The sequence below is a fragment of the Halorubrum sp. CGM5_25_10-8B genome, from assembly GCF_005435095.1.
GTDB lineage: Archaea > Halobacteriota > Halobacteria > Halobacteriales > Haloferacaceae > Halorubrum > Halorubrum ezzemoulense.
The window spans coordinates 24,316-47,863 of sequence record NZ_SGTY01000005.1 but is presented as its reverse complement, the minus strand read 5'-3'; the positions used below and the strand labels follow the sequence as shown (position 1 = coordinate 47,863).

The 23,548-nt window shown below is 54.7% G+C and carries 17 protein-coding genes; 9 read left to right on the top strand and 8 right to left on the bottom strand.

What is annotated here, in order from left to right:
• Positions 1-40: 40 nt before the first annotated feature.
• Positions 41-1,012 (bottom strand): phosphoadenosine phosphosulfate reductase family protein, encoded by a 972-nt coding sequence (locus EXE51_RS05795; RefSeq protein WP_137690544.1) that lies wholly within the window; start codon positions 1,010-1,012, stop codon positions 41-43.
• Between the two features lie 98 nt (positions 1,013-1,110).
• Between EXE51_RS05795 and EXE51_RS05790 the strand changes: the two genes are divergently transcribed.
• The 3 genes from EXE51_RS05790 (at position 1,111) to EXE51_RS05780 (ending at position 4,877) form a co-directional block, all read left to right on the top strand.
• Positions 1,111-2,232: an inorganic phosphate transporter gene (locus tag EXE51_RS05790; protein ID WP_137692195.1), complete on the top strand. Its 1,122-nt coding sequence runs from the start codon at positions 1,111-1,113 to the stop codon at positions 2,230-2,232.
• Between the two features lie 77 nt (positions 2,233-2,309).
• The gene (locus tag EXE51_RS05785) at positions 2,310-3,656 is read left to right on the top strand and encodes an alkaline phosphatase family protein (RefSeq protein WP_137692194.1); all 1,347 of its coding nucleotides are present in this window, start codon (positions 2,310-2,312) and stop codon (positions 3,654-3,656) included.
• 453 nt (positions 3,657-4,109) lie between these two features.
• Positions 4,110-4,877, top strand: coding sequence for a hypothetical protein (locus EXE51_RS05780; protein ID WP_137692193.1), 768 nt, complete (start codon positions 4,110-4,112; stop codon positions 4,875-4,877).
• 345 nt (positions 4,878-5,222) lie between these two features.
• On the opposite strand, the gene EXE51_RS05775 is transcribed toward EXE51_RS05780, so the two are convergent.
• Both EXE51_RS05775 and EXE51_RS05770 read right to left on the bottom strand, forming a co-directional pair.
• Positions 5,223-6,155, bottom strand: a complete 933-nt coding sequence (locus EXE51_RS05775; RefSeq protein ID WP_094583223.1) for an NAD-dependent epimerase/dehydratase family protein — start codon at positions 6,153-6,155, stop codon at positions 5,223-5,225.
• 96 nt (positions 6,156-6,251) lie between these two features.
• Positions 6,252-6,674, bottom strand: a complete 423-nt coding sequence (locus EXE51_RS05770; protein WP_094583224.1) for an NUDIX domain-containing protein — start codon at positions 6,672-6,674, stop codon at positions 6,252-6,254.
• Between the two features lie 736 nt (positions 6,675-7,410).
• Between EXE51_RS05770 and EXE51_RS05765 the strand changes: the two genes are divergently transcribed.
• The 6 genes from EXE51_RS05765 to EXE51_RS05740 all read left to right on the top strand — a co-directional run bounded on the left by EXE51_RS05765 (position 7,411) and on the right by EXE51_RS05740 (position 16,334).
• Positions 7,411-8,853: a carotenoid oxygenase family protein gene (locus EXE51_RS05765; RefSeq protein WP_137692192.1), complete on the top strand. Its 1,443-nt coding sequence runs from the start codon at positions 7,411-7,413 to the stop codon at positions 8,851-8,853.
• Between the two features lie 436 nt (positions 8,854-9,289).
• Entirely contained in the window at positions 9,290-9,832 is a 543-nt protein-coding gene (locus EXE51_RS05760; protein ID WP_094495136.1) for a ribbon-helix-helix protein, CopG family, read from the top strand.
• A 157-nt stretch (positions 9,833-9,989) separates the two neighbouring features.
• On the top strand, positions 9,990-11,981 hold the full coding sequence (locus EXE51_RS05755) for a hydantoinase/oxoprolinase family protein (protein ID WP_137692191.1): 1,992 nt from the start codon (positions 9,990-9,992) through the stop codon (positions 11,979-11,981).
• Positions 11,978-13,612: a hydantoinase B/oxoprolinase family protein gene (locus EXE51_RS05750; RefSeq protein ID WP_094553233.1), complete on the top strand. Its 1,635-nt coding sequence runs from the start codon at positions 11,978-11,980 to the stop codon at positions 13,610-13,612. The genes EXE51_RS05755 and EXE51_RS05750 overlap by 4 nt, the downstream gene beginning before the upstream one ends.
• Positions 13,609-14,394, top strand: coding sequence for a creatininase family protein (locus tag EXE51_RS05745; RefSeq protein WP_137692190.1), 786 nt, complete (start codon positions 13,609-13,611; stop codon positions 14,392-14,394). The genes EXE51_RS05750 and EXE51_RS05745 overlap by 4 nt, the downstream gene beginning before the upstream one ends.
• Positions 14,391-16,334: a CocE/NonD family hydrolase gene (locus EXE51_RS05740; protein ID WP_137692189.1), complete on the top strand. Its 1,944-nt coding sequence runs from the start codon at positions 14,391-14,393 to the stop codon at positions 16,332-16,334. The genes EXE51_RS05745 and EXE51_RS05740 overlap by 4 nt, the downstream gene beginning before the upstream one ends.
• 54 nt (positions 16,335-16,388) lie before the next feature.
• Here the strand turns inward: EXE51_RS05740 and EXE51_RS05735 are convergent, their stop codons facing one another.
• The 5 genes from EXE51_RS05735 to EXE51_RS05715 are packed head-to-tail and all read right to left on the bottom strand — an operon-like array spanning position 16,389 to position 22,148.
• Positions 16,389-17,435 carry an ABC transporter ATP-binding protein gene (locus EXE51_RS05735; protein WP_094553235.1) on the bottom strand — a complete coding sequence of 349 codons (1,047 nt, stop codon included), beginning with the start codon at positions 17,433-17,435 and terminating at the stop codon, positions 16,389-16,391.
• The gene (locus EXE51_RS05730; RefSeq protein WP_094495142.1) at positions 17,432-18,445 is read right to left on the bottom strand and encodes an ABC transporter ATP-binding protein; all 1,014 of its coding nucleotides are present in this window, start codon (positions 18,443-18,445) and stop codon (positions 17,432-17,434) included. The genes EXE51_RS05735 and EXE51_RS05730 overlap by 4 nt, the downstream gene beginning before the upstream one ends.
• A 46-nt stretch (positions 18,446-18,491) precedes the next feature.
• Entirely contained in the window at positions 18,492-19,400 is a 909-nt protein-coding gene (locus EXE51_RS05725) for an ABC transporter permease (protein ID WP_094495143.1), read from the bottom strand.
• Positions 19,401-19,434: 34 nt separating this feature from the next.
• On the bottom strand, positions 19,435-20,421 hold the full coding sequence (locus EXE51_RS05720; RefSeq protein WP_094495144.1) for an ABC transporter permease: 987 nt from the start codon (positions 20,419-20,421) through the stop codon (positions 19,435-19,437).
• Positions 20,422-20,444: 23 nt separating this feature from the next.
• The gene (locus EXE51_RS05715) at positions 20,445-22,148 is read right to left on the bottom strand and encodes an ABC transporter substrate-binding protein (protein ID WP_137692188.1); all 1,704 of its coding nucleotides are present in this window, start codon (positions 22,146-22,148) and stop codon (positions 20,445-20,447) included.
• Positions 22,149-23,548 lie beyond the last annotated feature (1,400 nt).

The window sequence follows — 23,548 nt, the reverse complement described above, 5'->3', positions numbered from 1 at the left end:
GCAGAGTCGGGGAAAACAGAAAACGCCGGCACGGACCGCGCTACATGTAGCCGAGGTCACGCAACCGCTCCATCAGGTCCTCCTTGTCCTGCGCGCGACCGGCCCGTTCGGTCGTGTTCTGGAGGTCCTGTTTCCACGCCGGGACGCTCTCCGTCTTTTCCGTACTGACTTCGCTGCCGAGCGAACGGAACCCGGCGAAGTATTTAGGCGAGATGGGAATCTCGTCCTGACTGACGCCGTCGGGGAGGTCGTCGTCGGTGTCAGGGACGTAGCCGTCGTCCGGGAACGCCGTCACCGTGTCGGGGACGACGTAGCTCCAGAACACGTCCCAGACGTCGGCTTCGTCGAACTGGAGGATCGGCTGGATCCGGTCGTGCGGCGGGTATATCTCCGGGTCGTGGCGCGGAGAGAAGAACGTCTCGTCGGCTCGGGCGTCCTGTTCGTCCCACCGGATCCCCGAGATAACCCCGTCGATGTCGTACTCTTCTAAGGCGTCGTTCAACGCGACGGTCTTCAGCAGGTGGTTGCCGACGTAGGTGTCGAGCAGGAACGGGAAGGTGTCCTCCTCGTACTCGAGGATGTCCCGAACGTGGTGTTTGTTGTGGTCCGAAAGCGCCGAGACGGGGATCTCGTCGCCGGGCGTGAGCCCCTGCGCTTCGGCGTAGGCGCCCACGTCCTCGTTGCGCGCGAACACGATCTCGACGCCCCACTCGTCGGCCCAGTGTTCGACGAAGTCGATGATCTCGTCGAAGTGCTGGTAGTGGTCGATGAAGACGGCGGTGGGCTTCTCGTAGCCGTACTTCTCCGCGACCTGGTTGATGAAGTACAGCGTCAGCGTGGAGTCTTTCCCCCCGGTCCACATCACCGCGGGGTTGTCGTACTCCTCGAGTCCGGTCTTGGTGACGTCGATCGCCTTCTCGATTTTGTGCTGGAGCGACGGGTAATCGGCCGGGCCCTCGCCTTCGCCGTCGGTATACGATACATCGACATCGACTGAGGTGTCGGCTGCCATACGACTAGTGCTTTCACCGAATAAAAAGAGTCTTTCCGTGTTTGGACAGTCGCTAATACCCCAGTTTTTACACAGTCTCGGAAAATATATGAGACTAAATGGAAGATTTGCTGATTGTTGGAGTGTTTCTCGCCGCATTTGTTGGCATAAACATTGGCGGGTCGTCGACCGGTGTCGCGTTCGGGCCGGCGATCGGAGCAAACGCAATCACACAGGTTGGTGCCGGCGTGTTGATGAGTATCAGTGCGATTATCGGTGGGTGGACCATCGGTCGCAACGTGGTAACGACAGTCGGGAACGATATCGTCGCAACCCCTGTTTTTAGCCTCTCAGCGGGCTTCATCGTCTTAGCGTGTATCGGCGTGACGTTGCTCGTGGCAAACGTTCTGGGCATTCCCACGTCAACGTCGATGGTCGCGGTTGGTGCCATGGTTGGAATGGGAATTGGCAACGCGGGTGTTGAGTGGGGAGTGCTTGTCAGAATCGCACGGTGGTGGGTCGTCGCACCAGTGCTCGCGTTCGGGATTGCCGCGGCGATAGGCCGGTGGAAGTACGACGAAATTGCGGCCTTCGGAGGGATTTCGGAGCCAACGACGAGTCCGGTGACACTGCGTTGGACAGCGGGACGGCCGGAGCTGGAGATCGCTGAGGACGCATCGAGTTCTGATATCTGGTCAACCGTGCTACTCCTGGTGATCGCGTGTTATATGGGGTTCTCTGCGGGAGCCAGCAACGTCGCAAACGCTGTGGCACCGCTCGTTGGGAGCGGAATGGTCTCGCTTGATGCCGCTATCCTCGTCGCAGTTGGCGCGATATCGTTCGGTGCCTTCACAATTGCCCGTCGAACCATGGCGACAGTCGGAAGCGATCTAACAGCGTTACCAATGACAGCGGCTGTCGTTGTGGCGACGATCGGCGCAACAATCACGACTGGACTATCATACCTTGGAATTCCGGCCAGTCTCGCGCTCTCGACTGTCACAGCAATCATCGGATTGGGATGGGGCCGAGCACAGCGAGGCAAGTCTCGCGTTGCGCCCTCGCCACCGGCGACTCGTGAAGAGACGGTTCGGTGTGAAAAAACACCGTCCTACGCTGTTCACCCCTCGGCAGTGACGCTTTTCCAAGGGTCGATGGTTGCCCGAGTACTCGCTGTCTGGATGATTGCCCCACTCGCTGCTGGAGGGGCTGCGCTTGCTGTGACAATCTCACTGTTGTGAAAGCGTCGATATGGTAAACAACTAGCTCAAATTACACGTATACAAGGCTATTTATTACTGCGTCTGTGGCTTCCGGTATGGGACTTTTCGATAAACTCGGGGGCGACTCGAGCGGTCGTGTCGTCTTCCTCGGGATTGATGGAGTGCCGTATGAGCTTATTGACGAACATCCTGAGGTCTTCCCAAACCTCACTGAGATTGCTGAGTCTGGGAGCGGTGGGCAGATGTCCAGCATTGTCCCGCCCGAGTCAAGCGCCTGCTGGCCAGCGTTAACTACGGGAACAAACCCCGGAAAAACTGGCGTATACGGGTTTCAAGACCGTGACCCAGGGAGCTATGAAACGTATGTGCCGATGGGAAGCCACGTGAGCGCCCCACGTGTATGGGACATGGTGACAGAAGAGGGTCGGGACGCGTCTGTGTTCAACGTTCCCGTGACGTTTCCGCCGTCGACACGGATCCAGCGACACGTGTCGGGTTTCTTGTCTCCCTCAATCGAGAAGGCTACCGGCGATGGAGATGTTCAGCAAGTTGTGGAGGGGTTCGGGTACCAAATCGATGTGAACGCAAAATTAGGCCATGACAATGACAAATCTGAGTTCATCCGTGATGCCGAAAAGACGATTTCAGCACGCCACAAAACGTTCCGACATTATCTTCAGAAAGATGATTGGGACCTCTTTTTCGCGGTCTACATGACGACCGACCGGGTGAATCATTTCCTGTTTGGTGATTACGCAACCGACGGAGAGTATGCTGACGAGTTCCTCGATTTCTACCAAACACTTGATGCGTATATCGGAGAGGTTCGACAGTTAATCGATTCGGAGACAACGCTGATCGTCGCGTCCGACCACGGGTTTACTCACCTAACGCATGAGGTGTATCTCAACAAATGGCTCGAAGAGGAGGGGTGGCTTGAGTACGCGACCGAGGATCACGACGAGTTGGGAGATATTAACAGCACGACGCGGGCGTATTCGTTGATTCCTGGTCGTGTGTTCCTCAACCTAGCTGGTCGAGAACCAGATGGAGCAGTCCCAGATGCCGAGTATGAGTCTGTTCGTGATGATCTAATTGCTGACCTCGAAGAATTAACTGGGCCAGATGGACGGAACGTCTGTCGCCGGGTTGTTCGTGGAGAGGATGCGTTCAGTGGCGGCGACACAGAGATTGCGCCGGATCTGGTCATCATTCCGGCCGACGGATACGATCTGAAAGCCGGATTCACGGATAAGGACGAAGTGTTTGGGACGGGACCAAGAAACGGGATGCACAAATTTGAGAACGCGTGTCTGTTTTCGACGGACCCAGACCTAGCGTTAACGGACGTTGATTTGCTCGACATCGTCCCGACAATTCTTGAGTTGATGAATGTCGATGTCGACGGCGAACGATTAGACGGAACATCGTTGGTCGCGTGACGCCCTGAGCAGTGGCCCACATTGCTCAGCCACACCTGAAAAAACACAGAATATAATCCACGTAGAGATGACGTGCGATCGGCCACTCGTCACAAAAATGCCGTTAGAGGGGTTAACCCAAGCAAAAATATTATACAGCAGCATGGGAGATATGAAGAACATGGCCGAAAAAACAGACGCCCCGCGCTGTAAGTGCGGCAAAATACTAGGCCGGGGGATCTCAGCACGGAGCCTCTGTGCCGAATGCCGCTCAAAAAAGAAGGCGACATAGTAACGAATGCCTCACTCGTCGGCTGAAGCCAATCAATTCGCCCCCCAATCACCAGTAGCCTCAGATCAAGAGTCTCGCCCAACCGAACCACCACTCTTATTGAGTAGAGAAAGGCCGCATCGGCCCGAGCAAAAGCTCAAGGAGCAAACTGTACTTATGTTGTCGCGAGAGTGTATAATCAGATGAGAGACAGTGCCGGTGAAAGGCGGCTCGGCAACCTAGCTTCAATTACCGCAGCCATCGAGGCCACATCGACGAAGATTAGGAGTGTTGAGATTCAGTCTGGTAGTGAGTTGTACGAAGCACGGGTACAAGTCGCAATTCCGCTAAACCGTGTGAACGGACTGGACCGAGCTCGGATGAAATCAGATCGTGCCGAGTTTGTTGACAACGAGTTACGGCTCGAGCTGGTGATGGAGATTAGCAGTCGTGATCGACATAGTGTCGAGACAGCACAGTCTGCGCCGAAACAAAGTCAACCAGAAAACACTCGTGAGAACAGTGAAGAAATTAGAGATCAGTCGGACCCGCAATTACAGCAACCAGCACAGAGAACAGAGAGCCGTAGCGAAGAGAAGCAGAGCGGCGAGACTGAAACAGCGCCAGTTGGGGACGCAACCTCTGAACCGACTACCGAGCCGGATGATCAGACATCGAGTAGTACAGAATCTCAAGGAGAGATTCCGAAGTACCAAGATCCAGAGCAACTAGCAGCAGTGTATGATGAAGACACAACGTTCGAAGAGATGCGGCAAGCGCTTGATGTTGAGGTGACAGCGCAAACGGTTCGTAAGTATATGATTAAGCACGGGATTCATGAGCCAGAGCCACGGCCCGATCGGTTACTCGAAACAATCCGCGCAGCTGAACTTGAGCTTATGAATAGTGAAGAAGGTCGCCGACCAAGACAGGTGGATAGTTCTGCGAGCGCAGACGACGAATCATCGTGAGGCGAGTTGAAACCGCATCGCTACTCACGGGGCATGTGCGGCACGTTCTGCGATGAAAAGAATACCACAATCAAAGGGTAATTTATCAAAAAATGATTGTTTGTGCCATTAAAAACAGAGCGTTCTAGTAGTACAGAGTACAGTATAGCACATGCCCAGTAAACTGTTCAGACCGATATTTCTACTACTGATCAGTATAACTCTTACAGCTATCGCGATAGGGGTAATCAACACACAAACAGATGTGACGATTAGTTTGTGTCTCATTATAACCGTCTATCGGTGAACGAGCGCTCGGCAGTGGCAAACAGGATGCCGTGTTCCGAAAATGCCCTAAGCGGCGTATTAGATCATTTCAGAAGCGAGCTCTTGGGTAGCACGTCGAACTGCTTCATGACTCGAAAGTGTTGGTTCCCAGCCAAGCGCTGAGAGTTTCTCGATTGAGAGTCGCATTTTCGGAACATCGCCTGTCCACCCGCGGTCGCCACCAGTGAATGAGTACGTTGGGTCAAGTTCTAGCTCGTCGCTCACAATATCTGCAATCTCTGTTACCGAAGTGGTCGTGCGGGTGCCGAGGTTGTACGTGTTGAGATCGTCGGCTGTGGTTTCGATAACGTGTTGAATCGCGTCAACACACTCAGTGACGTGAAGATAGGATTTCTCTTGCCGACCGTTGCCCAAAATGGTGAGTTCGGACGGATCGTCGGCGAGCTTCTGAATGAAGTCCGGAATCACCGTCCCCCGCTGGTGAGGGCCAACGATGTTCGCGAACCGGAAGACCCAGACCGTGAAATCATACGAATGGGCGTACGTCGAGAGGAGTGCTTCGTCGGCCAGTTTTGATGACCCGTAGATAGAGATTGGCTCCATCGGCGCAAAGTCCTCAGGCGTTGGGCGTGGGGCCTCACCGTAAACCGTTGAAGAAGAGGTAAACGCGATGTTAGAAACACCGACGTTTTCCATACGTTCAAGGATATTGTATGTCATCGCGGTGTTCTCTTCGAACAACTTCCGGTCGTTGTCAAAATTCGTGTCCGTGAATGCTGCGAGGTGAAACACGATGTCAATTTCTTCAGTAAGAACCTCTGCGACGCCTTGCGGATCCGTGAGATCCGCGTGGATGAACTCTGCGTCGTTGGGCACCCTCGCTTGAGTTCCCTTCGAGAGATCGTCAACGACCCGTACTGACGCCCCGTTCTCAGCAAGTTTGGCTGATAGGTGACTCCCGATAAGTCCCGCACCACCTGTTACGAGGACATTAGCGTCTGCTAATTCCATACGACCGAATGAGCACATAATGGTAAATAAATTTGGTATATACTGGAGGAGTGGAGGAACGTATTGATGAATGACAGCTATTAGGACTAGAATGGGTCAGATATCTAGAACAGGCTTACTCACATGTTTGTCACAGGATAATTGAATGGCTTTAGCTTGTGCTGCGGAAAGTTTGTGCGTAGCTTCAGTTGGGGTTACCCACATAAAGTCAGTATGCTCTTGACTCAGTCGGACTCGTTTCCGTTCAGCATTGGAGACATAATATACCCCGAGTCGGTCGTTGTTCTGGTCGTTGATCCATGAGTTAGCGAGTAAGATATCTTTGATGTTAATTGAAAGAGAGGTTTCTTCGCGAATCTCTCGACGGAGACCTTCTGAAACCCCTTCGTAGGAACTTAGTCGACCGCCAGGAAGTTCCCAATCATGATCTGAGTCGCGTTGTAGTATGAGTATACTACCAGAAGGATCAAAAATCACACTACGGACACTCACACTAGGCCTGAGAAGCTGTTCAGTCATAGAGTTTCTATGAGAGATGAGCAATAATAAAAATTTGTTTTGTATGAGTAACTGCGTGTTGACGATGAGTTCTGATAGTACCAGGTAATATACTATTATTTATATATTAGATCAAGCCGAAGATCAGAACTGTAATCGGGACTGTATTAGTGAGTAGTGTAAATTCTTAATATATTATTTTTATCTTAGTTGTACGCTATAGCCTATCGTCACAGGCCAATAACCGAGTAAATATTTGTCAGAACCCCTTTAGCGTCGTTTTCTTAACAGCACGCTGTGCTATTTAGATATGCTTGTATATCAAATACTTATTTTTAATTCTGTATTGTAAATTCTATAAATATAGCTATTTTCATTAGAAATTCTTATTTAATAGGGCATATATTGTCGGCCTAGTTACCCGAGTACATATAATATAATTTTACTAATAAGGATTCACAGTATATCTTATGTGTCGTGTGTACAGTGTTGACTCCTGAGGCCTACATGCGAACAAACGACATATAGTATGTAGACTGTCAAGTATACGTTGGCTATCTATTGGCATAAGTGAGAGATATCGAGCTTGATTTCAACCAACGCGAAGCTAGCATATCGTGGTTCTGTTTGTTATGAGGGTTCGTTTAAATTTAGGCAGTTATTAGATTCGCATTAGATATGAGATGCTGCTCGCAGTGCCACGGTTGAGCTACACAACTACCGATGATAATAGGCCACATCAGTTCCAATGGGTCGTATGAGCGAACACAGAGATTATCGCGCCGGTTTCCGTACGCAGCGTGAAGAGATCGAGGACAAACAGTTACCCACTACTGGAGAGTTTCCAGACTGGCTCTCTGGGGATCTCATCGGGAACGGGCCGGGACAGTTCGAGGCCGGCGACACAGGCCTGCGACACTGGTTCGACCCGTTCGCCATGCTCCGGCGCTTTCGGATTGACAACGGTGAGGTTAGGTACGCGAACAAATTTGTCCAGAGCCGGGATTACGCATTCGCACAGGATCATGGCGGCGTCCGAACCCCGTTCCCAGGAACACCTCCCGATCGATCGGTCTGGACACGACTGCGTCAAGTTCTCGATGGGACATTTCCGGACAACCCAGTCATCGGTATCCAGCGGTTCGGCGACGAATTCGCGGCGGTTACTGAGTCACCGACAGCACTGACGTTCGACCCTGACACGCTCGAAACGACGGGACGAATCGATCTCACGGCTGGATTGGACTGCGATTTGACTCTCGCTCATGTTCACTACGACCCTGTCGCGGAAGAGTTCATCAATCTGGGGGTGTCGTATGGTCGCAACACGGTGTATACGGTGTTCAAGCGGCCGAGAGACGGTGGGACGCCGACCCCGCTGAGTCGGCTTCAGTTCGACGAGGCACCGTACATTCATTCCTTCGCTGTGACCGACCAGCACGTCGTCGTGACGGTAAACGCGTACGGGCTGGATACCACGCAGCTCCTCAAAGGTACCGTAACGAAGGAGACGTTCCTTGACGCGTTTCAGCCACTGTCGACGCCCCTCCGCTTCGTCATCCTCGATCGCTCGACCGGTGAACACGTGGCAACCGCGTCGGCGTCACCGGCGTTCATCTATCACCACGCGAACGCGTTCGAGCGTGAGGGCGAGCTCGTCGTCGATGTAGTTGCGTTCGACGATGATCGCGCAGTGACCGGACTCGCATTGTCAAACCTCCGGAGCGACGATCCGGACCTTCCACGAGGCGACCTGTGTCGGTACACGGTACCGTTGTCCGGCGGTGAGGCAACTCGAGAGCCACTCCACCGTGGTCCAGTTGAATTCCCAGTGATCAACTACCGAGCGGTTAACGGTACATCCCACCGATACGTCTACCTCGCCGAAACTGACGGAGCGTCAAGTCTACCGACAGATATCACGAAGGTGGACGTCGACACCGGCACGGCCCACCGCTGGCGCGAGTCAGGTACTCATCCAGGCGAACCGCTGTTCGTCCCCGCGCCTGAGGCAGAAAACGAGGACGACGGGGTGCTGCTCTCGGTCGTATTAGATCCCGAGGCAGACCGCTCCCGGTTGGTCTGTCTCAACGCCGAGACGCTCGGGGAACTCGGCCGAGCCGAGCTCCCGCATCGTCTCCCGTTCGGATTCCACGGGCAATTCTACGGCCCCGTGGCTCCCGGACGGAGTATGGCGTGAGGTGTCGGATCAAAAATGAGATAGCTCTCGGGAGCCCACCACCCAGCACCGATGAAATCCCAAGCGAGGTGAAGGAGGCTGAACAGCAGCAGGACAATGAGAAGTATCACGAGTGCCGAAACGAGACCTACAATTGCTCCCTGCCTCGGATGTGACGTAGGAGAAACCAGCCATCGCCACATCACTGTTCCGACGACCACACGACGAGTGGGGCGAGAATCACTACGTGAACTGGCGAGCAAAACTATCCACTACTGGATACCGGTCCGTCTCCGAGTGAGTACACACGGCAGTTCGGTTGAACCACAGATAGGATGAGTGAATCACGACCTGTCTGACTGTAGCCTCTGTGTTCGGCAATTCACTCTTATTTTCAGCAGTATGCCACTTTGGACCCCACCGGCGCATATTTGACTGCGGACGTAAGACATCGGGTATGGCTGGAGATAGACTCACCATTTCTCTGGACGAACAGTCGAGAGAAGATCTCGATGAACTTGTTGAGCAGACTGGAGAAGGACAAAGCGAGACCGTGCGGCGAGCTATTGTCTTCTACGCGGCAAACTTCCAAGTAGCGAATTCGAAGACAAACGTCGACTTAGAGCAGTACCACAGGATGCTGTCAGGTGGTGAGCACGTCCTGCTCGACATCGACTTCTTACATGGCTTACTCGACAGTGTTGAACTTGACAGCGGTGAACCCAAACCTGAATTTCAGCAGGTAATCGACCAAGTTGCTGAGTTCCACGCCGATGAGTATGGCACGCGGTTTACCTGCCTCGCAGACATTCTCGATTGGCTGTCATTCTGTGGTTTCTTGACCGCAAGAAGAGCGAATAACGACACGTACCATGTTGTCTTCCCAACAGAGAAGATTAAGTGGTTCATGACTCGTTTCATTAAGCGCAGTACTGAGAAGTTGGACTTCGAGGTAGAAGTCTCAGAAGGTATCTCAAAGGTCCTTATTACAGAGGTTTAGTTTCATTCAGAGTCATACAGAGTATGCTCCCATCTTAATTACTCTTTTCTAGGAGAGATCCTTGGTACAACATATCAATGAAGCACGGCACACGAGCCGACAGACGCTCAATGGTTGGCATAAATCGATGGGGCGGTGCTCGGTCGAGCGAGGAACAATGACGACGGCCGTCGGCGTTGATGTCGGCGGTACGTTTACCGACGTGGTACTCATCGCAGAGGGCACGCTCACAACGACAAAGGTTCCCTCGACGACAGACCAGAGCGAGGGTGTCATCCGTGGGATCCAGCAGGCCTGTAAGGACGCAGGAATTGACCCGTCCGAGATCACCGAGTTCTCACATGCGATGACGGTATCGACCAATGCCCTGCTCGAAGCTGACGGCGCCGAAACGGCACTCGTGACCACGGACGGTTTCCGTGACGTACTGGAAGTGGGTCGGCAGACGCGTCCAGATCTCTACGATCTTGACGCTGAGAAGCCGACACCACTGATACAGCGTCGGAACCGGTTCGAGCTTCCAGAGCGGACAACGATAGAGGGCGATCGAACGGTTCCCGACGCGGACGTGATCGATGATCTTATAGAGCAAATACGCGAGCGGAATGTCGAGAGCATCGTTGTCTCTTTCCTTCACGCATACGTTGATCCGAGCAACGAACAGCTCGTAGCCAAGCGGCTTCGGGAGGCACTCGATGTCTCGGTGTCGGCCTCTCATGAGGTTCTCAACGAGTTCCGCGAGTACGAGCGGACATCAACAGCAGCCGTTGACGCGTACGTTACGCCGGTGATCGACTCCTACATCGGACAGTTAGCGGAGCGTGCTAGCGATCTGGGGCTGCCTCAGCCCCGAATCATGCAGTCCAACGGTGGAATCGCCGAGGCAAGTGAGATTCGTACCCACGCCGTTCAAACTGTACTATCTGGTCCCGCGGCGGGCGTCGTTGGAGCAAATGGGACAACGGTAGGAGAAGACGAATTTGAGGGATTCGTTACATTCGATATGGGCGGTACGTCGAGCGACGTGAGCCTCATTCGAGATGGCAGCGTGGAGCGGACCACAGAAAGTGAGATCGATGGCCACCCAATCCGCGTTCCGATGGTTGATGTGACGACTGTTGGAGCTGGCGGTGGGAGCATCGCGTGGGTCGACGCTGGTGGCGCACTCCGCGTAGGACCTCGGTCAGCAGGCTCGAAGCCAGGGCCTGCCTGCTACGGTCATGGGGGCAAAGAGCCAACGGTGACGGACGCAAACCTCGTGCTGGGCTATCTCAGCGAGGAGACGCAACTAGGCGGGGAACTCAAGCTCGACGTGGATGCCGCTATTGATTCGCTTGAACGACTGGCGGACGAAGCTGATCTCGACTCCGCACGAGAGGCCGCAGAAGGCGTGTTCCGCGTTGCGAACACCAATATGACTCGAGCGATCCGCTCAGTCACTGTAGAACGAGGACACGATCCCCGCGAGTTCGGTCTCGCCGCATTCGGCGGTGCAGGTCCTGTACACGCCGCGGCGCTCGCGAATGATCTTGACATCGGAACCGTCGTTGTTCCTCACGTTTGCGGCGTGCTATCTGCGTACGGTCTGCTCGACGCCGACGAGACGTACGACGCTGTCCGAACGTATCAAACGCCTCTGTCGGAAACAACGGGAACAGAACTTAAGGCGGTGTACGAGCAACTTACGGCCGAACTACCGTCCGACCGCAGCGCAGGTGACATATCGCTTCAGTGTTCAGCTGACCTCCGCTACCGGGGGCAAAGCTTCGAACTTGAGGTTGACGTGGAGCAGCCTATCGAGACTGACGTACTTCGGACCGCATTTGAGACGGCCCACAAGAGAGTGTACGGCTATACGGCCGAGGAACCAGTTGAAGTGGTAAATCTCCGAGTCACCGCGACGATCCCACGGAGCGCTTCTGCGACTGAGCTCACAGAAGAAACCTTCGAGAAAGTGGCAGAGCATACTGCCGTGTTCAACGGTACGGAGTACACAACTCCTGTCTACCGTCGACCAACGACGAGCGGGACCACAATCGACGGCCCAGCCGTGCTCGAACAAGACGAAAGCACGACTGTTGTTCCTCCCGAGTGGGAGGCAACTGTACAAAAGAACGGCTCGCTCGCACTCACGGAGGTACAACGATGACGGTTGACGACTCGACAGCCGAAAGTATCGACTCAGTGACTCTTGAGGTGTTTCGAAATAAACTTGAGAGCATTGCTGAGGAGATGGGAAAGGTACTTATACGAAGTGCCTACTCGCCGAACATCAAGGAACGGCAAGATTGCTCTACTGCGCTGTTCGATGCTGACGGCCGGATGGTCGCACAAGCAGAGCACATTCCGGTTCATCTCGGCGCGATGCCGGACGCCGTTGCCGCCGTGACCGCAAAGGATCCCGAGCCGGGTGATGCGTACATCCTGAACGACCCGTTCGAGGGAGGGACCCATCTCCCGGACGTGACGATTGTTTCACCAATCGCAACAGAATCAGATGTCATCGGCTACGCCGTAACACGGGCGCATCACGCGGACATGGGTGGGATGACTCCCGGGAGCATGCCCGCCGGCGCTACTGATATTTACCAAGAGGGGTTACGCCTCCCCGCGGTCAAGCTCCGCTCCGGAGGCGAGCTGAACGAGGATCTGCTGGCGATGATTTTAGCGAACGTACGTAACAGGACCGAACGGCGAGCAGACCTTCGCGCACAGCTTGCGGCCCACGATCGTGCTGAAGACCGATTGCGCTCGCTTATCGACGAGCACGGACGCGACCAAGTCAACCAAGCATTCGGCGCGGTTATCAACTACTCTCAGGCCCGGATGACAGATGAGTTGACTGCTTTTCCCGATGGAACTTACGAGGCCCATGATGTGCTTGAGGGCGACGGCGTGAGCGACGCAGAGATACCGATTAGGGTGTCCATCACCGTCGATGGGGCCACAGTCGAAGTTGACTTCACAGGGACCGCCGACCAGTGTGCCGGCAACATGAACGCACCGCTGTCGGTGGCGAAGAGCGCGGTGTACTTTGTAGTTCGGTGTATCACTGACCCCGAGATTCCCCCGAATTATGGGAGTTACGCCGACATCACTGTTACCGCTCCACAGGGAACGGTCGTGAATCCGACACCACCGGCGTCGGTCGTTGGGGGCAATGTTGAAACCAGCCAACGACTCACCGACGTGGTGTTCGCGGCGTTCGCCGAGGCTGCCCCTGAACGTGTGCCAGCAGCATCGCAGGGGACCATGAACAACGTTATTATTGGGAACCGCGATCGTGGAGGGTTCACATACTACGAGACTATCGGCGGTGGATTCGGCGCACGACCCGACAAAGACGGGATGGACGGCGTCCAAGTTGGGATGACTAACACGCTAAACACACCAATTGAGGTACTAGAAGCTGAGTATCCCTTCACAGTCGAACAATACGGGTTCCGTGAGGGTAGTGGCGGCGACGGGCAGTACCGCGGCGGCTTGGGACTGGTTCGGTCAGTAACCATCGAGACCGAGGCAGTAGTCTCATTGCTGACTGAGCGCCGGCGTCGTCGTCCACAGGGCGCTGCGGGCGGCGAGCCCGGGGCAGCGGGTGAGAACCTCGCTAATGGTGAGCCGTTACCCGCCAAAACTACTCAAGAGGTAGAGGCAGGTACAACCATCACAGTCCGGACTCCTGGCGGCGGCGGATACGGTAATCCTAGCAAACGGACAGCCGACGACCGCAAAGCGGACCGCCTCGACAAGAAAGTGAGCGACGACCACGAGGATCAATGACTGACACACACAAACTCGAGGAACTGTCCTGGCCCGCGGTCGAGCAATACATCACCGACCGCGAATCGCCAACGGTGATCGTTCCCATCGGCTCGACGGAACAACATGGTCCACACCTGCCGTTGGCCGTCGACGCATACCAGGCGAGAGAGTTAGCCACTGAGATCGCCGTAGCAGCCGATGTGTTGACCGCACCACTTATACCGTACGGTGATGCGAACCATCATCTTGGCTTCCCGGGGACGATCTCGCTGTCTACAGAGACGGTTGTGTCGGTGCTCACCGACGTGTACGCAAGTCTCGCAGGCCATGGGTTTGAGAACATCATTACGGTTAATGGCCATCGGATCGCAAATCTCCCAGCAATCAGGACGGCGATGCAGCAAGCCGCCGCACAATGTTCAGATACGTCATTTGCGGCGATCGACCCACTTCGGTTTGGAGTATCTATCCATGAGCAACTCCGAGAGGGTGACCCCGAAGACGGGATGCATGGTGGGGAGTTTGAAACATCGTTTATGCTAGCTCGCTATCCGGAGCTCGTTGATACGTCGGCATTCGAGAAGGCAAGTGCCGATCCCGGCCCACATTCAACGCTAAATCTCATCGGGAACGACGATCGAGTGATTACCCCGAGCACAGGACATTCGCCTACAGACGGCGACCCTGGTCACGTCGGTGACCCGACGTTAGCTACTGCGACGAAGGGAGAAGAGCTCTGGGCAGAACTCGTGGCGAACGCCGCTGAGTTTGTGGAAGCTATACACGGAGGAAGGCAATGAACGACCATGCCGTACACGATGACATCGAGATACCGGTCAAAAATGGTGCCGTCCGTGCGACACGGCACGAGCCCACGGACGAGAGTCCTCAACCAGTCGTACTGATCTACACCCCGTATCACAAAGATGATCTGTCAGATACACGGTCAGACCCGATGGTTAGCTACCTCGTCCGTGCGGGCTTCGAGGTGGTTATCGCAGACGCCGTAGGGACCGGGGCATCTGACGGCCTTGTGGAACAGCCATTTACCGAAGCCGAAGGACTTCACGGGAGTGCTGTCGTCGAGTGGCTTGCTAATCGGCCGTGGTCAAACGGCCGCGTCGGCGTGATTGGGAAATCCTATCCTGGAACCACGGCCCTCGAGATTGCAGCTCAGAATCCAGATGGGCTAGCGGCGATCGTGCCTATTCACGCACCCGCAGCCATCTATGACGCCTACTTCGATGGCGGCGCACTGGCCTCGCTCCGAACGTGTGGTCAGTGGGCACCAAACTTCGAATACCTCCCCCTCCAGCCGCCAGTCAATCGCGACATATCAGCGTGGGCAGAACGATGGGCCGACCGTCTTGATTCACTTAAATATCGTGAGCCGTTCCTCTTCCAATATCTTGCTCATCTTGAAAAAGACGAGTACTGGGCTGAGAAAGACGTAGCCGTAGAGAAGATTTCAGTCCCAACACTTGGTGTCGGTGGCTACCGCGACGCGTTCGGTGGGGGGACAGTTGACTACTCGGACCGTATCGATGCTCCCACAGAAGTGATATTGGGCCCGTGGCGCCACACGATGCCCGAGCAGGGAGAGGCCGCTCGCATCGATTTCCTCGGGGAGGTTGAGTCATGGTTTGATCATCACCTCCGCGAGGGTGACGAGCGAGAGCCCAACCCAGAAATCCGCTACTGGACTGAACGCCCTGATGAGGAGAACTATCACTCTGGTGAGTGGCGGACTCTCGAGTCGTGGCCGGTTGCCGAGGATCACACTGTAGATTTTGATTTTGGGCCGGACGGACTCTCTACCGACGTGTCCACGCCAGACAGTACAACAGATCGTTGGCATGTCGACTACAGTGTTGGAACCGCCTCGATCGGATTCGAAATTCCCGGTGGGACGGATCTAGACACGACCCCCGACGATGACCGGTCGCTGACCTACGAAACGGGGCCGCTTGACGGTGCGTTCGAACTAACGGGCAGCGGAGAAGTACATCTTGAGCTCATCCCAGACGAGCCCGCACAGCTCGTCGCGGTTCGGATCGTTGATGTAGGTCCGGATGGCACCGGTCAGCTCGTCACTCACGGTGTGCGTCGCTGTGAACTCGCCGGCAAAATCGACCCGTTAGGAACGCCGGGTACAGCGACGGAACCGTTGACTCCCGGGGAACCACATGATGTTGGCGTGTCGCTACGGCCGACGTCCCACGTGTTTGAGCCAGGTCACACACTCCGGGTTGCCGTCAGCGGCGCCTTCTTTCCTTACGTGTCACCTCCAGACGGTAGTGCCGGGTTTTCCCTTCGGACTGCGGGCTGCGAATGTCGGCTTCCTGGTCGGTTCCATAGTGAGAGTCCGACGTTTGAGGATAGATACTCGTTTGACCCACCACAAGACATCTACAGTGAGCCGGAGTCACCAAGTTGGCAGACGGCCGTTTCGCATACAGACGACACCGTTACCGTGTCACTGTCGCGGGCCTACTCACAGCAACTCTCAGAGGCCACATTCGACTACAAGACTGAGACGACAGCAAGCGTTGAGCGCGAGACGCTGAGCACAGAGACAATCGACCGTCAGACAACGACGACGCTTTCATTCCCAACTGAAACCATTACCTCACGGGTGGATAGCTCAGTAAGTCGATCGTTCGCGACGGTACAGTACACCGCTGAGCGCGACGGAACAGTATTCTATCGTGAACGAAAGCGGACTGCTGTCAACCGCTGATCCGGCACACAGTGGAAGAAACCGGACGTCACAGGTCGTCGGACTTGTGGTCGTTCATCGGGTCTGTTTTGGTTCGACCTCGTGACACTCGGTCATGCGTTCGTCGTCTTCCTCTGTAGGCACTTCACGCCACTCAGGATCGACTTGGCGGCAGTGTTCAGTTGCGATCGGACAGCGTGGATGAAAGCGGCAGCCACTGGGAAGATCGATCGGCTCAGGTACCTCGGAGCCAATTTTCGAACTCTCCAACGGCTCCCGCGGGTCCGGCGAAGGAATACTCTCAACGAGCGCCTTCGAGTAGGGGTGTTTCGGATCATCAACAATCGCATTGGCATCACCCATCTCGACAATCCGACCGAGGTACATCACGCCAATACGATCGCTCAGGTACCTAGCTGCGCCGATGTCGTGAGTGATGATAAAAAACGAGATGTTCCGCTCGTCGCGAAGTTCATCAATAAGATCCAGCACACGTGCACGAACACTTGCGTCGAGCATGCTCGAAGGCTCATCAGCAACAATGAACTCAGGATCAAGCACCAGCGCTCGCGCAAACAGCACACGCTGGAGTTGCCCGCCACTGAGCTCCTCCGGGTAGCGATCAAGGAAGTCGGTGACAGGAAGGAGATTTACGTCGGTAAGTGCCCGGTGGATCCGGTCGCGCTGCTCTTGATAGTCGGTAATCCCGTGGATCTCCATGGGTTGACACAACAGTCCCCAGACAGTCCGCTTAGGATTGAGCGCCTCGAACGGGTCTTGATACACGATCTGAAGATGCTGACGCATAGTCTGCATCTCACTGTCTGACAGCGAGGCGAGGTCTGTCCCGTTAAACCGAATTTCGCCGGCAGTCGGTTCGATCACACGAAGTAAGGTTTTGCCGAGAGTGGTTTTTCCACATCCGGACTCACCGACGACAGAGAAGATCTCTCCCTTGTCGATCGAGATACTCACACCATCCACGGCGCGGACCCGCTCGTCGTCTGTGAACAGCGACTCGATCCAACCTGCGCTTTTGACGTAGTGTTTTTCCAGGTTCCGCACTTCGAGTACCGGATCTTCACTCGTGTCCTTCTGCGCTGTAGTGAACTCAGAGCTCATAAATCAGACACCTCTTCATGGTGGAAGCAAGCTGCCTTATGTCCATCTCCCACCGGTTCCATCGGCGGCTCGTCAGTCTCACATTGTCGGGTGGCCAGCTCACACCGTTCAGCAAACCGGCAGCCACTTGGTGGGTCCCGGAGGTCAGGTGGGGTGCCATCGATTGTCTCAACTTGATCCGGCGGCCGTCGAGGGTCGATGAGACTCTGTAGCAACAGCGCGGTGTAAGGATGCTTCGGCGCGTCGTACAGCGCTTCGGCAGGTGCGTTCTCAACGATCTTGCCCCCGTACATCACCCCAATCCGGTCCGAGAGCTTCATAATGGCCGCAAGGTTATGCGAGATGACGAGCATCCCGAAGTTCAGCTCCTCTTGTAGCCGCTGGAGCATATTGAGTACCTCTGCCTGTACAATCACGTCAAGTGCCGTCGTCGGCTCGTCAGCGATCAGTAGGTCCGGTTCACAGGCGATCGCCATCGCGATGGCGGCCCGTTGTTTCATTCCACCAGAGAGTTCGTAGGGATACTGCTCTGCCACATCAGCTTGGAGATTGACTTTCTCCAACAATTCGCGGACACGGCTCTCTCGCTCAGTTTTCGGAACGATATCGTGGACGCGAAGTGGCTCTCTAATCTGGTCACCAACAGTTTTGACAGGATTGAACGCATTCTGGGCGCCCTGATAAATCATTGAAATATCGGCCCATTGAATGTCCTTTACTTCTGATTTGGGTAGTTGTCCGATCTCTCGGCCCTCAAACAGAATTTCTCCATCAACGATGTCTCCCTGCGGCGGAAGCGCCCGAACAAGACTCAATCCCAGCGTCGACTTTCCGCACCCGGATTCACCCACTAGTCCATACGTCTCCCCGCGAGCGATCTCAAAGTCGACACCATCGACGGCCCGTACGGGGGTGTCGGCCTCGTCTTCACTGTAGTACGTCGAGAGGTTCCGAACCGACAGTAGTGTGTTGTCAGTCCCAGTTGATCGCTCCTGTCTCTGTTTGCTCATAAGTATCGGGTGTGTGATTCGTTTGTTAGCAGTTCATCTCGGGCCATCAATCGTCACCCCAGGTCCGCCGCTGGAGACGCGGATTGAGTACCTCATCGAGTGCGCTCCCGACGAGGATGAAGCTAAACGCTGCCAGCACGATACCAAACCCGGGGAGAATCATCCACCACCAAGCACCACTGCTCAGAGCGGCTTGTTTCTGTGCGAAGTAGAGCATCGTACCCCAAGAGATACGAGCGGTGTCGCCCAGTCCGAGGAAACCAATCGCAGCCTCCATCAGAATAGTGTACACCATCTGAAGAATACCGTTCGCGAACACAACCGGTAATATGTTCGGAAGGACCTCCTGCCGCATAATGCGGAGATCAGACGCACCAAGCGCCTCAGTCGACTCAACGAAGTCGTTCTCACGGACACTGAGCGTCTTTGCTTTGATTGTCCGGGCTGGGATCGGCCACGAGAGCAACGATAGGATCAGGATGATGTTCCAAACGCTGCTACCTGCGTACGCGGCGAAGACGACGACCAGCACGAATGGTGGAAACACGAGGCTCATGTCGATGGCCGTCGTGATCCAGCGACCGATGCGACCGCGGTAATAGCCGGCTGGGACACCAATCAGCGTCGCGACAAGCGTTGCGACAACACCACTAGTGACGCCCACCAGCAATGATATTCGGCCACCGTAGAGGAAGCGGGAAAGAACATCCCGTCCTAAGTCGTCGGTGCCGAACAAGTGTTCGACTGATGGGGCTGCTAGCGCCGGTCCGACCCCGTAGGCCTCCGGATCGTACGGCGCGATCAGGGGAGCCGTAATGCTGATGAACACGATGGTTCCCAGCAACACCGTTCCGAGGAGGCCCTTCCGGTTCGTCAGGAACGCACGTGTGAACTGCCGGAACCGGTCCACACGTCTGTTTTGGTTTCCGCCGGCAGTCTCCTCAGCCGTACTCATCTGTACACCTCAATGTGGAAGCTGTGTTGTTGGTTCATTCGCCACCTCCGATCCGAGGGTCGATGATCGTGTACAAAATCTCCGCGAGGAACATCGACCCGAGTACCATGACGGCAAGGAAAAAGAACGTTGCTTGGATAACTGGGTAGTCGCGGGCTAACACCGCCTCAAACATTAGCTGCCCCATGCCGGGGTAGCTGAACACAGTTTCGACTAGCACCGCACCTCCGGCAAGCCGACCGATCTGAAAACCGAGTTGAGTTAATACTGGAGGGAATGCTGGCGGGACAGCATGGCCGAACAGCACCTGTCGCTCAGAGAGACCCTTGCTCTCGGCAATCTTGATGTAGTTCTCCGGGAGGATATCGAGTAAACTCCCGCGCATCAGGAAGGTGTATCCTGCGAGGAAGTACGCAGACATGGTCACCACGGGGAGCACTGTGTGGTATGATAGGTCAACGAAATACGCGAAAAACGAGGGGTGAGTGGCGCTACTTGTCGCACCCGAAATTGGGAACCACGGGATAACGTACCCGAAGACGAATACAAGGAGAATTGCGAGCCAGAACGTCGGAATCGACCGGAAGAATAGCGAAGACTGGGTGACAAATAGATCTTCGCGCTCGCCAAAGTTCCAAGCTGCGAACGCACCGAGCGGAATCCCCACAACGACGCTGATAGTAACACTCGCACCCATCAGGTACAGCGTCCGTGGCAATCGCTCAATAATGAGATCTATGACGGGAGTCGGGTAACGGGCGAACGAGACGCCGAAGTCGCCGGTGAAGGTGTTTGACAAGTAGAGCAGAAACTGCTCCCAGACAGGCTTGTTCAGCCCGAACTCCTGTAACAGTTGTTGACGTGCCGCCTCAGTGAACCCGGGACCGACAAACCGTGTCGTCGGGTCGCCAGGCATCACTCGTGGGATCGCGAAATTCACTGTAAGGATAGCGGCGAACGCCGCGAGATAATTACGGACCCGTGTGGCGATGTACGCTTTCTTCGAAGATGTGTTTGCCATTCGTTGAAAAAGGAGATTATGAGCTACTTGGGATCGAGCTGGACCATCGGGCCGCTCCCGGGTTCATGCCCGTAGGGGCTCTGCATTCCGTAGCGGGGAATCGGATTAGTACTCTCCCAAGCACTGGATCGAATACCGTGGAGCAGTTGTGGATAGTAGAGTACGACCCACGGGAGTTCGTCGACGAGGATCTCCTGTGCATCATAAAGGTACTCTTGACGCTTCTCAGGGTCAGTTGCCCGGCGTTGCTGTCTCATCAGTTCGTCGAACTGTTCATTGTGGTACTGACTAGTATTGAGCGTCCCTTCCTCCTCGAACACCGGCGAGAGGAACGGGTCGGGGTCGAACCAGACACGCCAAGTGTTGAGCGTGAGATCGTAGTCCTGTTCGACCGAGACCTTCTGGGTGTGGGAGTTGGACTCCATTGAATTAACCTCAACAGAGATGCCAACCTCACCAAGTTGACGGGAGAGCACTTCTGCGATCCGAGGCCAGTTCCCCGTGTTCTGGATTGAGAGGACAAGTTCCAGCGGGTCACCGCTCGGCATCACTCGGCTGTTACCCTGTTGCTCGTACCCGTTCTCCGACAGGATACTGCGGGCCTGTTCTTGATTGTGGGCGTAGCTGCTTGTCTCCGAGTTGTGGTAAAACTCCAGTCCCGGTGGGACCGGCGAGTAACCCGGCGTAGCATAGCCCGCGTTGACGAGCTCAGCGACAGTGTCGCGGTCAACCGCGTATGCCATTGCCTTTCGGAGCGCTTCGTCCGAGAGTGGCTCACGGTTGGTGTTGATTCCGAGGTACGTGACGTACGTTGATCCGCCTTCGACTACCTCCAGATTGTTCGCGCTCTCTATTTCCTCGACATACTGTCCAGGCTGGAGGCGCAACATGTCACCACTCCCCTCCTTCATCGTCAGCACCTGCGAGTCTGTCGAGGCAATAATCTCTATTCTGACGCTATCGTAGTCAGGCACCTCGCCCCAGTACTCGTCGTCAACTGAGAAGTTGATGAACTGATCCTGCTCGCGGTTTTCAAAGACGAATGGCCCGCTTCCGATTGGATCTTCTGTATTCGAAGCCTCGGTGGGATTGTCGAACTCCGACCAAATGTGCTTCGGAATAACCAGCCCCAGATCGGCGAGCACCAGTGGTAACGCCGCATACGGCTGGGTCAATGGGGTTGTAACCGTGTATTCGTCTTCAACGGTGATTTGATCGGGATCTGCTATCACACTCGACAGAGAGCCGAGGTAGGGCCAGTCGTACTCTTTGATCGAGCGGAAAGTGAAGGCGACATCCTCTGCGGTCAGAGGCTCACCATCGTGCCATGTAATCCCTTCCTGAATTGTCCACGTGTAACTGGCACCATCTTCAGATGTTTCCCAGCTTTTTGCGACATGACCAATGGCCTGTCCCTCGCCATCAACACTTGTTAACGGCTCGTACATCATCCGAGCGGCGTCGTAGTCCGGAATGGTGAGCCATCCGAGTGGGTTGATGTTGTTTACTCCGCCAGGCCAGATGACAGAAAGCTCGTCATCGGTGGTGCTGCTCCCATCACTTCCGTCACTCCCGTCGCTCTCAGTCGTGCCGTTGTTTGTCCCTGTACCATCGCCGCTTGGGCTACCGGAACAGCCGGCCAGCATCGCCGTGACGGTACTCGCACTCGTCGCTTGCAAGAAGCGACGGCGATCAAAACTTATCTTTTCGTTTATGTCATTTTTCATAGTATTAGTTGTGTTTTGGAGTGGTAACGTTGGTCGTGTTTTGAGTGAATTTGGCCTGGTTGTTACACACTGTCACTCAATAGAGCGATGTATAGCATACCTGTTAAAGGTAGTTGTGAATGCTGAATACCTCTGAGTACTGTGCCTGCTGTCGTATGAAGAGTTCACATCGATAGATCCATACTGGTGAGATCAGGTTGGACCAGCAGACAAGGAAAAACAACAGATTCTTGATTTATTTGATAACGAAATGTCATACCCACTCTGGAAGCGGCCTTGGAACCAGCTGACCACTACTACCTATCTGGTGACTGAGTTCGAGTGGGCTACGAGCACAGTCTTTTCCGGAAGTCTGAGAGCGCCGCGCCGTCGATTAGGAGACGCAACTTGTCCGCGCTGTCGAAAATGTGCTAGCACCGCTTGGCTAGGATCGGTCGCAAATTCGGCAAGCACTCGCGGAGACACGGGTACCGGAGTTGCCGGCATTCGCAAGTAGTGGAGAAATTTAACCAACACAGGATCGGATACAGTGTATTGTTGGTTAATGCGATGCTATATGGGAGCCAGACTGTCGTTTCTCGGCGGGTATTCCCCACTATGTTGGCTATTCATTCGTCTTTAGTTAAGATTGAAAGTAATATATTTCTCAGAAGTTTTTTTTTTGAGTATTAGAAGCGACAGAGAAGATACCAATGCTGGCGAGATCGGGCGATAAGTAACCATCACAAACGGCCCTCTCTTGCTGTAGCTAGTGGAGCTAGGCCGTATTTGGGCGAAGCCACGGCTACCGAGAATTACGGAGGGTATTAACTAAAGACAGAGGGCTGGCTACCTCCCACGAGTAAAGCCGTGTGTTCCCGCTTCAAATTAGTATGAAATTACAACACCAGATGTGAGTGTAGCAGCTAGCACGTTGCGGACTACACACCCCTCTATCGATGTGTTCTCGACGTTCGGTGCTGTTAGATAAGCTAGAAGTTGAATCACGGTTAGAGTAAAATTCTCATACAACAGGCGTCACTTTGAGGCGAAAGAGACACACCCCTCTATCGATGTGTTCCGCTCACTCGTCGTCGAGGCGATACTAGTGAGATCTGAGCTGTAATTGTCGATAGAGCCCAAAATCGGCGTCTTGAACTGTTATACGTCGGGTATTGTAAGGGAGCTAGCGGCACAAAGCTGTCGTTGTGAAAGCCACAGAATACACGCTGTCAGAACACATCGAACACATCGATAGAGGGGTGTGTGTGTTTGTATTAGTTGAAGAAGAGAAGAAGAGAGAATGAAGAGAATAGAACGAATCGTTCAGAACATACGAGAGCACGGTTCGTTCGATTTAGACGGACAAGACGTGACTACCTCGAATACGCCAGTTGAACCAGCCAGCAAATCACCCCACC

Bases quoted from the DNA above. Each gene is read 5' to 3' on its own strand.
- EXE51_RS05795 (WP_137690544.1), bottom strand. From the start codon at position 1,012: ATGGCAGCCGACACCTCAGTCGATGTCGATGTATCGTATACCGACGGC.
- EXE51_RS05790 (WP_137692195.1), top strand. From the start codon at position 1,111: ATGGAAGATTTGCTGATTGTTGGAGTGTTTCTCGCCGCATTTGTTGGC.
- EXE51_RS05785 (WP_137692194.1), top strand. From the start codon at position 2,310: ATGGGACTTTTCGATAAACTCGGGGGCGACTCGAGCGGTCGTGTCGTC.
- EXE51_RS05780 (WP_137692193.1), top strand. From the start codon at position 4,110: ATGAGAGACAGTGCCGGTGAAAGGCGGCTCGGCAACCTAGCTTCAATT.
- EXE51_RS05775 (WP_094583223.1), bottom strand. From the start codon at position 6,155: ATGGAATTAGCAGACGCTAATGTCCTCGTAACAGGTGGTGCGGGACTT.
- EXE51_RS05770 (WP_094583224.1), bottom strand. From the start codon at position 6,674: ATGACTGAACAGCTTCTCAGGCCTAGTGTGAGTGTCCGTAGTGTGATT.
- EXE51_RS05765 (WP_137692192.1), top strand. From the start codon at position 7,411: ATGAGCGAACACAGAGATTATCGCGCCGGTTTCCGTACGCAGCGTGAA.
- EXE51_RS05760 (WP_094495136.1), top strand. From the start codon at position 9,290: ATGGCTGGAGATAGACTCACCATTTCTCTGGACGAACAGTCGAGAGAA.
- EXE51_RS05755 (WP_137692191.1), top strand. From the start codon at position 9,990: ATGACGACGGCCGTCGGCGTTGATGTCGGCGGTACGTTTACCGACGTG.
- EXE51_RS05750 (WP_094553233.1), top strand. From the start codon at position 11,978: ATGACGGTTGACGACTCGACAGCCGAAAGTATCGACTCAGTGACTCTT.
- EXE51_RS05745 (WP_137692190.1), top strand. From the start codon at position 13,609: ATGACTGACACACACAAACTCGAGGAACTGTCCTGGCCCGCGGTCGAG.
- EXE51_RS05740 (WP_137692189.1), top strand. From the start codon at position 14,391: ATGAACGACCATGCCGTACACGATGACATCGAGATACCGGTCAAAAAT.
- EXE51_RS05735 (WP_094553235.1), bottom strand. From the start codon at position 17,435: ATGAGCTCTGAGTTCACTACAGCGCAGAAGGACACGAGTGAAGATCCG.
- EXE51_RS05730 (WP_094495142.1), bottom strand. From the start codon at position 18,445: ATGAGCAAACAGAGACAGGAGCGATCAACTGGGACTGACAACACACTA.
- EXE51_RS05725 (WP_094495143.1), bottom strand. From the start codon at position 19,400: ATGAGTACGGCTGAGGAGACTGCCGGCGGAAACCAAAACAGACGTGTG.
- EXE51_RS05720 (WP_094495144.1), bottom strand. From the start codon at position 20,421: ATGGCAAACACATCTTCGAAGAAAGCGTACATCGCCACACGGGTCCGT.
- EXE51_RS05715 (WP_137692188.1), bottom strand. From the start codon at position 22,148: ATGAAAAATGACATAAACGAAAAGATAAGTTTTGATCGCCGTCGCTTC.